Consider the following 12,381-nt stretch of genomic DNA (forward strand, 5'->3'; position numbering starts at 1 on the left):
CTCTTGCCTTGGGCGCGGCTTTGGGCCACCAAATCCCTATGACCAACTTCCGGACCCAGGCCAAAGCGGCCGAGGCGGCGATGCGCGATGTCTTCCCGCCCACGCCGCTGCAACGCAATGAACTTCTGTCTCAGCGCTTTGGCGCGGATATCTACCTCAAGCGCGAGGATCTGAGCCCCGTGCGCTCATATAAGATCCGCGGCGCACTGAATGCCATGCGCAAGCAGACTGGCAAGGATCTGTTTGTCTGTGCCTCTGCGGGAAACCACGCTCAGGGCATGGCCTATATGTGTCGGCAAATGAACAAGCGGGGTGTGATTTTTATGCCGGTGACAACACCGCAGCAGAAAATCCAGAAAACCCGCATGTTCGGTGGAGATAACGTCGAAGTTCACCTGATTGGCGATTATTTCGATGATACGCTCGCGGCCGCGCAGGCGTGGTGCGCCGAAAAGGGCGGGTATTTTTTGTCACCCTTTGACGATGCCGATGTCATTGAAGGTCAGGCGTCAATCGCGGTTGAGATCGAAGCGCAGCTTGGCAAGGCCCCGGATCATATTGTGTTGCCTGTCGGTGGCGGCGGGATGTCGTCGGGTGTGGTTCAGTATTTTGGCGATGACGTACACGCTTTGCTCGTAGAACCAGAAGGTGGTGCTTGCCTGAAGGCGGCGCTTGAGGCCGGTCAACCTGTGCCGTTGGGGCGGGTTGATACGTTTGTGGATGGCGCGGCCGTTGGTAAGATCGGCGAACGCCCGTTCGACATCCTGCGCAATGTGCCGCTCCCGGATGTGCTGACCCTGTCAGAAGATCGCATCTGTACCACCATCCTTGAGATGTTGAACGTCGAGGGCATTGTGCTGGAACCCGCAGGCGCTCTGGCGGTCGAGGCGCTGGGCGACCTGCGGACTTGGATCAAAGGCAAGACCGTCGTGTGCCTGACATCTGGTGGCAATTTCGATTTCGAACGCCTGCCAGAGGTCAAGGAGCGGGCGCAACGTTATTCTGGAGTGAAGAAATACTTCCTGTTGCGGCTGCCGCAGCGTCCCGGCGCGCTGAAGGAATTCCTGAATATCCTTGGCCCTGACGACGATATTGCACGCTTTGAATACATGAAGAAATCCGCGCGCAACTTTGGTTCGGTGTTGATCGGGATTGAGACCAAGCAACCGGAGAATTTCGCGCCACTCTTTGCGCAACTTGATGCGGCAGGGTTCACCTATACTGACATCACCAATGACGAAACACTGGCACAATTTGTAATCTGAGGCCGCTTGGCCTCAGGACATTGTTTTTACGTCAGCAAGGAAATGTGCCTTGGATTGGTCATAGCTGGCAAAGACCCGAGACAGGTCGACCGCGTCGGCTTGTCCGTTTGCAGAGAGGCGCTCACCCTCAAAGCAGAGGTCGGAAAAGTCTTGGAACCCTAGGTTCAGGGCGCTGCCTTTTAGAAAATGCAGATCCTGCTCAAGCTGCGACCGGTCGCCGGACTTGAGTTTATCAATGACGCCTTCGACCTCTTCGAGGAAGAGTTCGATCACTTCCTCAAAGCCGTCATCTCCGACTTCTTCTTTCAGTTCGCGTACGCGTGGCCAATCAATCATCGTCTTCTTCCAACACTTTCGGGCGAGACCTGTCTAGCCTATGTCAAAGTGAGTAAAAGTATAGTAAAGAACAAAAAATCGACTAAAAGTGTATTTTTCATCAGCTATTAAGCTGATCAGGTGTTTTCTAAGAAGGTCACGAGGGGACACGCCGCGTTAATGAGGGATTGTCGGTGCTGCCAGAGCATTCAATTGAAGGCGAAGACGTGCCTGTGAGCGGGTCCATCCGACGAGTGTTGGTCGTGGACGACAGCCGCTTGCAGCGTCGTATCCTTGTCGCATCACTGAAAAAGTGGGGCTTTGACGTTGTCGAAGCCGAAGGCGGTGAGGAAGCGATGGATATCTGCCGTGCCGATCCGCCTGACCTCATTCTGAGCGACTGGATGATGCCGGGAATGAACGGCATCGATTTTTGCCGTGCCTTTCGTGCGGAATCTCATGAGGCCTATAGCTACTTTATTCTGCTCACCTCGAAGAGCGAGAAAAATGAGGTCGCAGAAGGGCTTGATGCTGGCGCTGACGATTTTCTGACAAAGCCTGTGAGTTCTGACGAACTGCGCGCCCGCATTTCTGCGGGCGAACGGATTTTGCGCATGCAGCGAGAGCTGTTTGAGAAAAACCGGATCGTGTCGGAAACTCTCGATGAGCTGCAGACCGTTTATGACGCCATCGACAAAGATCTTATTCAAGCGCGTAAAATTCAGGAATCTCTGGTCCCGGAACTGACCCGTGGTTTCGGTGCATCAGAAGTGAACCTGCTGCTGAAACCCTGCGGCCATATCGGTGGCGATTTGGTCGGAATGTTTTCGCCAGGAATCAACCGACTTGGGTTCTATTCGATTGATGTGTCCGGCCACGGGATCACGTCGGCAATGATGACAGCGCGGTTGGGTGGATATCTGTCGTCTACTTATTTCGATCAGAACGTCGGCATGGAAAAGAAGTTCAACCGCTTCTACGCCTTGCGCCCACCGGAAGAGGTGGCAAGTGTATTGAACGCGCGTCTGATCGCCGACACCGGGATCGAAGAATATTTCACCATGGCCTATTGCATCGCCGATCTGCGCACAGGCGTGGTCAAGATGGTACAGGCGGGGCACCCTCATCCCTTGCTGCTGCGTGCGGATGGCTCCATGGAGTTTATCGGTCGGGGTGGTGTGCCGGTGGGGCTGGTGCCAGATGTCGATTACGAGCAAGAAGAATTCATCATGGAGAAGGGCGACCGGCTGCTTCTTTACTCTGATGGCTTCACCGAGGCGCATCTGAAAGATGGGTCTATGCTTGATACCGAGGGTCTCGTCGATCTGGTCAAGCAATGCGATCCCAAGCGCAGCGGCAAAGAGTTCTTGGATGATCTCTATTGGCATCTCACCCAAGTGATGGGGGATGATAAGGGGCTAGAGGATGATATCTCCGCCACTTTGTTCGAATATCAGGGGCCCTGATATTCAGCCTAAGCGTGCAAGTAACGCGGCAAAATACTGATCTCCCGCATTGCCGAGCACTTCGCTCGCATCTGCTATAGGCATCCAAAGAGCAATATGGTCCTTCTCGACCGGTTCACTCAGCTGCAGCACCGGGCGCGCGGTATATATATGGCAGATCTTTTCCGCCCAAAGGTCGTATTCGGGCATATAGACAAAACGGCGAAAGGCTCCGATACGTTTTGGGGTGGCAATCTTCCAGCCGGTTTCCTCGTATACTTCACGGTGCAACGCGGGAATGGGCGATTCGCCCTCATCAATGCCGCCACCAGGAAGTTGAACATCCGGGGCCGGACCATACTGACAGGTCAACAATAGTTGGCCATCGCGTGGCAACAGCGCGTATGCACCGGGGCGCAAACGGTAGGTCTGATCTTTGCGCGGAGCCTCTCCAAAACGTCTGATCACCGGTCTCCCCTTCACTCTGATGCTGAAAAGCCTATATAGCGTCGGTATGCCAATACCCGGCCGTTAAGGAAACCCCATGACACTTGGTTCGAAAATCGCGTGGGACGATACCGTCCTGCCCTTCCAGCTTGATGCATCCGACATGCGTGGCCGCGTGGCGCGGCTGGACGGCGTGCTGGATGGTATCCTGAAACAACATAATTATCCGCAACCGGTAGAGGCACTGGTGGCCGAGATGGCGCTGCTGACGGCGCTGATCGGCCAGACCATGAGCCTACGCTGGAAGCTGTCGCTGCAGGTGCAGTCCAAGGGTGCGGTGCGGATGATCGCAACCGATTATTATGCCCCGGAAAAAGAAGGCGAGCCTGCCCGAATTCGCGCCTACGCGAGTTTTGATGCCGACCGCATCACCGATGGCGCGCCTTTTGAGCAGGTGGGCGAAGGTTACTTTGCGATCCTGATCGATCAGGGCGAAGGCACGCAACCCTATCAGGGGATCACCCCGCTGGCTGAGACGTCATTGTCGCAATGTGCCGAAGCCTACTTCGCACAGTCTGAACAATTGCCGACGCGCTTTTCTCTCAGCTTTGGTAAAAGCTCTGAACCGGGTAAACTCGAACATTGGCGCGCAGGTGGCATCATGCTTCAGCATATGCCCAAGGCCTCGTCCTTTGCCGCGCAAAGCGATGGCTCTGGCGAAGTTCTGACGGCTGCTGATCTGGTTTCGGGCGAAGAAGAAGAGAACTGGAACCGCGTCAATATTCTACTGGAAACGGTGGAGGATTTGGAACTCATCGGCCCTTCGGTTTCGCCGAGCGAGCTGCTTTTGCGCTTGTTCCACGAAGAACGTCCTCGGGTCTATGATGCGCAATCCGTGCGCTTCGGGTGCACATGTTCCGAAGAACGCGTGCGCCAAAGCCTGTCGATCTATTCGGCCAAGGACATCAAAACGATGACCACCGATGATGGGCGGGTGACCGCGGACTGTCAGTTCTGCGGAGCGCATTACAATCTCGACCCTGCGACGCTTGGCTTTGACGCCTCGCAGGAGTGAATCCTGTGTCAGCGCTTGAGGAGAAAATCACCAAGGCGCTGGCGCGCTCTCAGACGGCAACGTCTGACTTTGATCTCAACCCCGACACCGTACTGCCAGAAGGGCGCAAATTACGCCCCGCGGGTGTGTTGGTCGGGATTGAGACCTTCGGCGCTGCACCGCAGGTGGTTTTGACCAAACGCTCCTCCGCCCTGAAACACCACCCGGGCCAGATTGCGTTTCCCGGTGGCAAAGTGGACGCTGGGGATCCGGACGTAACGGATGCTGCCTTGCGGGAGGCGTGGGAAGAAATCGCGCTGCCACGTGAGTTGCCAAAGATACTCGGACATCTGTCCAGCCACGAAACCGTGACAGGGTTTCAGGTGACACCAGTGGTTGCATTGATTGAACAGCCGTTTGAAGCACGCGCAGAGGCAGGCGAAGTGGCAGAGATTTTCCGTGCGCCACTCTCGCACATCCTTGATGTTGAACGATATCAGGTGCAATCCCGCCGTTGGCGTGGCACCCGGAGGTATTACTTTGCGGTACCATTCGGTCCCTATTACATCTGGGGGGCGACTGCGCGCATGTTGCGCGGCTTTGCTGGGATGATGGATATTCGATGAAAATAGATCAGCCTTGGCTAACTTCAGCTCCCACCCGCGCGGTTTGCGATGCGTTGATTGCGGCCAAAGCGGAGATCTATTTCGTCGGTGGCTGTGTGCGAAATGCCCTGCTGCAAGAACCGGTCTCGGATCTGGATCTCTCGACGAACGTTGAGCCTGAGCGGGTAATCGAGGCTGCAACTGTTGCGGGCCTTAAGGCGATACCGACGGGAATTGATCATGGGACCGTGACGGTCGTCGCGGATGGCATCCCCTTTGAGATTACCACTTTTCGCAAGGATGTGGCGACGGATGGGCGTCGTGCCGTCGTGGCCTTTGCGACAGATATCGCGGAGGATGCGCGGCGGCGTGACTTTACCATGAACGCGCTTTACGCCCGCCCGAACGGTGAGGTCGTTGACCCCCTCGGAGGGCTGGATGATCTGCTCGCCCGCAGAGTACGGTTCATTGGAGACGCAACTCAACGCATCCGCGAAGATTATCTGCGCATCTTGCGATATTTTCGGTTCCATAGCTGGTATGGCGATGCCGCCGAAGGGTTCGATCCCGAGGCGCTGGGCGCGATTGCCGAGACGCAGGAAGGGCTGGATCATTTGTCGCGCGAACGTGTCGGTTCCGAGATGATGAAACTGCTCAGTGCTGCGGACCCTGCACCTTCGATTGCGACCATGCGCCAGATCGGGGTGTTGGCACATGTCTTGCCGGGTGCGGACGATCGTGCGATTGCGCCCCTCATACATCTTGAGGCCGGGATGCCGATTGAGGCGGAAACCCGCCTTGCAGCGCTGGGTGGAGATAACATTCAGGACACCCTTCGTTTGAGTAAGGCAGTAGCGGCACGGGTAGCGCTTTTGCGACAGTTGGCGGAGGGTATGGCTGGCGCGGCAGAGCTTGCGTATCGCCATGACGTAGATACTGCCAGACGCGCCCTAATGTTGCGCTCGGCTCTTCTGGAAACGCCACTATCTCCCCAGTTAGAGCCTGATATTGCGCTAGGTGCATCGGCTAAGTTCCCGATCTCTGCTCAGGATTTGATGCCCTTTGTGCAGGGCGCCGCGCTGGGCCACGCACTCAAAACGCTAGAGGCTGAGTGGATCGCAAGTGGCTTTCAAATAGACAAACAAGATCTGATAGAGCGCCTGCCTGACATACGCTGAGTAAACTGTCAGAAAAATTTCATGGCCCTAAAAGCGTGACAAAACGATTTTGTCGCGCTACCCATAAGGGCGTGAAACGACGATGGCAGGAGGAATGCTGATGTATTACGGGATCTGGAACGACATTTAACGTCCGAGTCCTGCCCGTAGGGTGAACCGGGGACTTCGGTCGCCGCCTTTCGCCATGCGCATCGCATTTTTCTATTCTTTGCTCAAATTGATGGAGCAACACCATGTTTCGCTTCTTTGAAAACCTCGTAAACCCCTATTGCGACTATCCGGAAACGGACACTCCGCCAACCAAACTCTGGCCGTTTATGCGCGACTATGCGCAGCCGTTTAAGTCCGTGTTCTGTGCGGCCGGCGTGATGTCTATCATCGTTGCCGCGATTGAGATCGGCTTGATTTCCTATATGGGACGGGTCGTTGATATCCTTGCAGGGTCGCCAGAAGAATTCTGGAGCAATCACGGCACTGAGCTGATCCTGATGGCGCTGTTTGTTTTGCTTCTTCGTCCGGCATTGCAGCTCATTGATGTGTTGTTGCTGAACAATACGATTTTGCCAAACTTTGGTACGCTGATCCGCTGGCGGGCACATAAACATGTTTTACGCCAATCGGTTGGTTGGTTTGAAAATGACTTCGCCGGACGTATCGCCAATAGGATCATGCAGACGCCACCCGCCGCCGGAGAGGTCGTTTTTCAGGTCTTTGATGCAATCACCTTCGCGCTTGCCTATCTGGTTGGTGCGGCGCTTTTGCTTTGGGGGGCTGATCCCCGATTGCTGATGCCATTGGTCATCTGGTTTGTCCTTTATGGCGCGCTGATCCGCTGGACAGTGAAACGGGTCGGCCCCGCCAGTCAGGCCGCATCGGATGCGCGGTCGACCGTGACCGGGCGCGTCGTGGACAGCTATTCCAACATTCACTCGGTAAAGATGTTTGCCCATCACAACCGTGAACTCGATTACGCGCGTGATGCGATCGAGAACACACGCACCACATTTCAGGCCGAGATGCGGATTTTTACCATCATGGATGGTGTTCTGGTGCTGCTAAACGGCCTTTTGATTGTGGGTGTTGTCGGCTGGGGGATTGCGCTCTGGATGCAGGGGCTGGCCTCAGTGGGTGTCGTTGCAGCTGCGACAGCACTGACCCTTCGGCTGAACTCCATGACCGGTTGGATCATGTGGGCACTCACGAGCTTTTTCCGTCAACTTGGTGTGGTTTCTGAGGGGATGGAGACGATTGCCCAGCCGATTACTCTGACCGATGCCAAGGGTGCAAAGCCATTGCAACTGACCAAGGGTGAAATCACCTTTGACCATCTTTCGCACCACTATGGCCGTGGTGTTGGCGGGCTTGATCAGCTGAACCTGACAATCCGTCCCGGTGAAAAAGTGGGTCTAATTGGGCGATCTGGGGCAGGAAAGTCAACTTTGGTGAAGCTGCTCCTGCGGTTCTATGACACCGAACAGGGGCGCATACTGATCGACGGTCAGGATATATCAACGGTGACGCAAGACAGCCTGCGCCAGCACATCGGCATGGTGCAGCAGGACAGTTCGCTCTTGCATCGCTCTGTGCGGGATAACCTGCTCTATGGTCGCCCGGACGCATCAGAAGAAGACATGATCGCGGCAGCTCGGAAAGCGCATGCGCATGACTTCATTCTCGATCTTGAGGATCCGCAAGGTCGCAAGGGTTATGATGCACATGTGGGCGAGCGCGGGGTGAAACTCTCGGGCGGTCAGCGTCAGCGTGTGACACTCGCGCGGGTAATCCTGAAGAACGCTCCTATCCTGCTTCTGGACGAGGCAACATCGGCGCTGGATTCTGAGGTCGAGGCGGCCATTCAGGAAACGCTCTACGGTATGATGGAGGGCAAAACGGTAATTGCCATTGCGCACCGGCTCTCCACCATTGCGCAGATGGACCGTATTCTGGTGCTAGATCAGGGAAAAATCGTCGAAGAAGGCACACATGAGGCGCTTTTGTCGGATCGCGGTCTATATGCACAATTCTGGGCGCGTCAATCGGGCGGGTTCCTGAATGTAGAGGCAGCAGAATGAAGCTAGGAAACCTGATCGACGCGTTCCAACCTGCAGACGGTCCACCGCCGCAGACACTTGGCGCATTCTTGCGCTGGTGTTTATCCGGTGCGTGGATGATGCTTGGGGTTGCGGCGATCTGTTCTGCACTGGCAGGCGGGTTGGAGGCAGGTACGGCCTATATCCTCGGCAAAGTTATCGACACCGCGGTCGCCAGCGGGCCCGAAGGATTTTTCGGTGCCAATATTGCGATTATATTTGCCGCGCTTGCGTTTTTCCTGCTGGTGCGGCCGGTGCTGTTTGGCCTGTCCGCCGCGACTAATGCTATCATTCTGCAACCAAACGTAAATCCGCTTGTCTTGTCCCGGCTCAACCGCTGGACGCTGGGCCAGTCGGTGCGGTTCTTTGACGATGATTTTGCCGGACGCATCGCTCAAAAGCAGATGCAGACCGCCAGCGCTGTTACGTCTGTCGTGTCAGAGGTTATAAATGTTGTGGCCTTCGCGCTTGCGTCGCTTGCGGGGGCTATGGTCTTGCTGGGCGCGGTTGATCTGCGCATCACGCTGCTCTTTGGGATTTGGCTTATTGGCTATTTTGCCATGATCCGCTGGTTCTTGCCGCGAATTCGCAAGGGCTCCGCTAAACGTGCAGGCGCGCGGGCCAATGTATCCGGGCAGGTTGTCGACACGATTACGAACATCAAGACCGTGCAGCTCTTTGCCCATGCGGATCACGAAGAACGCGGCGCGCAGGATGCAATGGTGACCTTCCGGGAACGAGCGCTGGAGTTCGGGTATTTGTCGGCATCCTTCCGGTTTTGCCTGATGACCCTTGCCGGGGTTTTGCCGGTCCTGCTGATTGGTGCGACGCTTTGGCTTTGGCAGAATGGCAGCGCGAGCGAAGGGGATATTGTTGCGGCTGGGGCGGTATCGATCCGGATTGCGCAAATGACAGGCTGGGTCAGTTTCACGTTGATGGGGATCTATTCCAATGTGGGCGAGATTGAAAACGGCATGAAAACGCTGGCACGCCCCGACCGGATTGAGGACATACCAGATGCTGACGCACTTCAAGTTGATGCGGGAGAGATCGTTCTTGAGGATCTGAGTTTTAGCTATGGGCGCGAAGTCGGTGGGATTTCAGACCTGTCCCTGACCATTCATCCCGGCGAGAAACTCGGCATCGTTGGGGCATCCGGGGCGGGTAAGTCGACATTGGTCTCACTGCTTTTGCGGCTCTATGAGCCGGAAAAAGGTCGTATTCTCATTGATGGTGCTGATATTTCCGATGTCAGCCAGAACTCACTGCGCAGCCAGATCGGTATGGTCACGCAGGAAACGGCGATGTTCAATCGCTCTGCGCTCGACAATATTCTCTATGGTCGCCCAGATGCCAGCCGTGAAGCCATCATTGCGGCCGCGCGCGCAGCAGAAGCACATGAGTTCATCATTGACCTTGAGGACGGGAAGGGGCGCACCGGGTATGAGGCCTACCTTGGTGAGCGCGGGGTGAAATTGTCCGGTGGGCAACGCCAGCGCATTGCGCTTGCGCGTGCGATTTTAAAAGACGCGCCCATTCTGGTGCTGGATGAGGCAACCTCGGCCTTGGATTCTGAGGTAGAAGCGTCGATCCAATCAGCCCTGACGCGGGTGATGGAGGGAAAAACCGTGCTTGCGATTGCACACCGGCTCTCAACGCTTGCAGAGATGGACCGGATTATCGTCATGGATCACGGTCGGATCATCGAGCAAGGCAGTCATGATGAGCTGCTAGAGCGCGACGGGCTTTATGCGCAGTTCTGGCACCGGCAGTCTGGTGGCTTCATTCGAACCGAGCAAGACACCAGCGCCGCCGCAGAGTAATTCAGATCCACGCGTTTTCTGGCTTTTGCCAATTCCGCTCTCGCGGTAATGCAGGCGCATGACAGACGCAGCCAGAACCAGAGCCACGATTGAACGTTTGGGACACCAAGGCGACGGGATCGCCTCCGGTCCTTTGTTCGCACCGCGCACCTTGCCCGGAGAGATCGTCACCGGTGTCGTGCAGGGGCAATCCCTCACTGACATTAGAATTGAACATCCCTCAGAACATCGCGTTCAAGCGCCGTGTCGCCACTACAAATCTTGTGGTGGTTGCCAGCTGCAGCACGTAAGCGATGATTTTGTGGCGCAGTGGAAGACGGATATCGTTCGAAACGCCCTGCTATCACGCGGGTTAGAGACTGAATTCAAGCCAATTTTGACCTCACCGGCGCACTCCCGCAGGCGCGCGACAATTGCGGTTAAACGGACCAAGAAAGGTGCCATGGCAGGCTTTCACGGGCGGGCCTCGGACGTCATCACAGAGATACCCGATTGCCATCTTTTGGCTCCTGACCTGATGGCTGCGCTGCCTATGGCTGAGGATCTGGCGATTATTGGTGCCAGCCGCAAAGCCCCCTTGTCTGTGACGATCACGACTTCAGAGGTGGGGCTCGATGTGTTGGTTCGCAATGGCAAATCGCTCGATGGGCCATTGCGCATTCAGTTGGCGCAGGCGGTGGAGCGCCACAAGCTGGCGCGGCTTACATGGGATGATGAACCTTTGGGCATGGAGCAACCACCGACACAGCGGTTCGGTGTTGCGCGCGTTTGCCCTCCACCCGGTGCATTCTTGCAAGCGACACCTGAAGGTGAGGCGGCGCTGGTATCAGCAGTGCGGGATGCCGTAGGCGGTGCCCGCCGCATCGTGGATCTTTTTGCCGGGGCCGGTACGTTTTCGCTGCCTTTGGCGACGGGTGCCGAGGTGCACGCGGTCGAAGGTGAGCGTGAAATGATGCAAGCGCTTGAGCAAGGTTGGCGTAAAGCGCAGGGCCTCAAGAAAGTCACCACTGAGACACGCGATCTGTTCCGTAACCCGCTTCTTGTCGAGGATCTGCGCAAGTTTGGGCAGGTTTATGATGCCGTGGTGATTGATCCGCCACGCGCTGGCGCCGAGGCGCAAGTCCAGGAGTTGGCGAAAGCAAAGCTGCCCACTATCTCCTATGTGTCCTGTAACCCGATCACCTTTGCCCGCGACGCCGAAGTGCTTGTTTCCGCTGGGTATAGATTGAATTGGGTGCAGGTCGTTGACCAGTTCCGTTGGTCATCGCATACGGAGCTGGCAGCGTCGTTGAGCCTGTCCTGACCCCGAATCCTAAGGAGCGCCTTTTAAATGATTGATCGAATGAAATCCGTATTGGACAGCGATGGGTTTAGCCGGTTCATCACCGCCGTCATCCTGCTGAATGCGGTGACATTGGGAATGGAAACTTCCGATACGATCATGGCGCGTGCTGGGGATCTGGTTTTGTTGATCGACAAGCTGTGTTTGGTCATCTTTGTTCTGGAGATCGCGGCCAAACTGATCGTGCGGCGGTTGAGGTTCTTTGTAAACGGCTGGAATATATTCGATTTCCTGATCGTTGGCATTGCATTGGTGCCAGGTGCTCAGGGCTTTTCCGTGTTGCGGGCGCTGCGGATCTTGCGTGTCCTACGCGTGATCTCCGTCGCCCCGCGCCTGCGCCGTGTGGTCGAGGGGTTCATCACCGCATTGCCCGGCATGGGGTCGGTGTTCCTGTTGATGGCGATCATTTTCTACATTGGCTCTGTCATGGCCACGAAACTGTTTGGGGATAACTTCCCGGAATGGTTCGGCAGTCTCGCTCTCTCGGCCTACTCACTGTTTCAGATCATGACGCTGGAGAGCTGGTCGATGGGGATCGTGCGGCCGGTGATGGATGTCTACCCCTACGCCTGGGCGTTCTTTGTACCATTTATCATGGTCACAACCTTTGCGGTGGTGAACCTGCTGGTGGGTCTGATCGTGAACTCTATGCAGGATGCGCATTCTGAAGAAGAAGGCGAACGCACCGATGCCTATCGAGATCAGGTACTGACACGTCTGGAAGCGATCGAAGCACGGATCGCGCGGCTTCAGGATGAAAAGACGCAAAAGTGATTATCTTTTCTTAACCAAGTTTGATGTATTATTAAGCCAAGAG

Annotated in this window: 11 protein-coding genes; 9 read left to right on the forward strand and 2 right to left on the reverse strand. The window is 56.0% G+C overall.

Going from position 1 to position 12,381, the window contains the following annotated elements:
- The first annotated feature begins 38 nt into the window (after window positions 1-38).
- Entirely contained in the window at window positions 39-1,265 is a 1,227-nt protein-coding gene (ilvA, locus tag QNI81_RS14000) for a threonine ammonia-lyase IlvA (protein WP_283966904.1), read from the forward strand.
- A 12-nt stretch (window positions 1,266-1,277) separates the two neighbouring features.
- Here the strand turns inward: ilvA and QNI81_RS14005 are convergent, their stop codons facing one another.
- Window positions 1,278-1,601 carry an Hpt domain-containing protein gene (locus QNI81_RS14005; protein ID WP_009178192.1) on the reverse strand — a complete coding sequence of 108 codons (324 nt, stop codon included), beginning with the start codon at window positions 1,599-1,601 and terminating at the stop codon, window positions 1,278-1,280.
- Window positions 1,602-1,774: 173 nt separating this feature from the next.
- Between QNI81_RS14005 and QNI81_RS14010 the strand changes: the two genes are divergently transcribed.
- Window positions 1,775-3,046, forward strand: coding sequence for a PP2C family protein-serine/threonine phosphatase (locus tag QNI81_RS14010; protein ID WP_009177873.1), 1,272 nt, complete (start codon window positions 1,775-1,777; stop codon window positions 3,044-3,046).
- A gap of 3 nt (window positions 3,047-3,049) precedes the next feature.
- Here the strand turns inward: QNI81_RS14010 and QNI81_RS14015 are convergent, their stop codons facing one another.
- Window positions 3,050-3,493, reverse strand: a complete 444-nt coding sequence (locus tag QNI81_RS14015) for an NUDIX hydrolase (protein ID WP_283966905.1) — start codon at window positions 3,491-3,493, stop codon at window positions 3,050-3,052.
- A gap of 76 nt (window positions 3,494-3,569) precedes the next feature.
- On the opposite strand from QNI81_RS14015, the gene hslO reads away from it, so the two are divergent.
- The 7 genes from hslO (at window position 3,570) to QNI81_RS14050 (ending at window position 12,338) form a co-directional block, all read left to right on the forward strand.
- On the forward strand, window positions 3,570-4,547 hold the full coding sequence (hslO, locus tag QNI81_RS14020; RefSeq protein ID WP_283966906.1) for an Hsp33 family molecular chaperone HslO: 978 nt from the start codon (window positions 3,570-3,572) through the stop codon (window positions 4,545-4,547).
- 5 nt (window positions 4,548-4,552) lie between these two features.
- Complete coding sequence (locus tag QNI81_RS14025; protein ID WP_283966907.1) at window positions 4,553-5,152, forward strand: CoA pyrophosphatase; 600 nt, start codon at window positions 4,553-4,555, stop codon at window positions 5,150-5,152.
- Window positions 5,149-6,309: a CCA tRNA nucleotidyltransferase gene (locus QNI81_RS14030; protein ID WP_283966908.1), complete on the forward strand. Its 1,161-nt coding sequence runs from the start codon at window positions 5,149-5,151 to the stop codon at window positions 6,307-6,309. The genes QNI81_RS14025 and QNI81_RS14030 overlap by 4 nt, the downstream gene beginning before the upstream one ends.
- A 233-nt stretch (window positions 6,310-6,542) precedes the next feature.
- The gene (locus QNI81_RS14035; protein ID WP_110365625.1) at window positions 6,543-8,381 is read left to right on the forward strand and encodes an ABC transporter ATP-binding protein; all 1,839 of its coding nucleotides are present in this window, start codon (window positions 6,543-6,545) and stop codon (window positions 8,379-8,381) included.
- Complete coding sequence (locus QNI81_RS14040) at window positions 8,378-10,222, forward strand: ABC transporter ATP-binding protein (protein WP_283966909.1); 1,845 nt, start codon at window positions 8,378-8,380, stop codon at window positions 10,220-10,222. The genes QNI81_RS14035 and QNI81_RS14040 overlap by 4 nt, the downstream gene beginning before the upstream one ends.
- Window positions 10,223-10,280: 58 nt before the next feature.
- Window positions 10,281-11,525 (forward strand): class I SAM-dependent RNA methyltransferase, encoded by a 1,245-nt coding sequence (locus QNI81_RS14045; protein WP_283966910.1) that lies wholly within the window; start codon window positions 10,281-10,283, stop codon window positions 11,523-11,525.
- A 27-nt stretch (window positions 11,526-11,552) separates the two neighbouring features.
- Window positions 11,553-12,338: an ion transporter gene (locus QNI81_RS14050; protein WP_009178244.1), complete on the forward strand. Its 786-nt coding sequence runs from the start codon at window positions 11,553-11,555 to the stop codon at window positions 12,336-12,338.
- Window positions 12,339-12,381 lie beyond the last annotated feature (43 nt).

Source organism: Tritonibacter sp. AK171 (genome assembly GCF_030127025.1).
GTDB lineage: Bacteria > Pseudomonadota > Alphaproteobacteria > Rhodobacterales > Rhodobacteraceae > Epibacterium > Epibacterium mobile.

Excerpts from the sequence above, each read along its gene's own strand:
- ilvA (WP_283966904.1), top strand. The coding sequence starts at position 39 with ATGACCAACTTCCGGACCCAGGCCAAAGCGGCCGAGGCGGCGATGCGC.
- QNI81_RS14005 (WP_009178192.1), bottom strand. The coding sequence starts at position 1,601 with ATGATTGATTGGCCACGCGTACGCGAACTGAAAGAAGAAGTCGGAGAT.
- hslO (WP_283966906.1), top strand. The coding sequence starts at position 3,570 with ATGACACTTGGTTCGAAAATCGCGTGGGACGATACCGTCCTGCCCTTC.
- QNI81_RS14030 (WP_283966908.1), top strand. The coding sequence starts at position 5,149 with ATGAAAATAGATCAGCCTTGGCTAACTTCAGCTCCCACCCGCGCGGTT.
- QNI81_RS14035 (WP_110365625.1), top strand. The coding sequence starts at position 6,543 with ATGTTTCGCTTCTTTGAAAACCTCGTAAACCCCTATTGCGACTATCCG.
- QNI81_RS14040 (WP_283966909.1), top strand. The coding sequence starts at position 8,378 with ATGAAGCTAGGAAACCTGATCGACGCGTTCCAACCTGCAGACGGTCCA.
- QNI81_RS14045 (WP_283966910.1), top strand. The coding sequence starts at position 10,281 with ATGACAGACGCAGCCAGAACCAGAGCCACGATTGAACGTTTGGGACAC.
- QNI81_RS14050 (WP_009178244.1), top strand. The coding sequence starts at position 11,553 with ATGATTGATCGAATGAAATCCGTATTGGACAGCGATGGGTTTAGCCGG.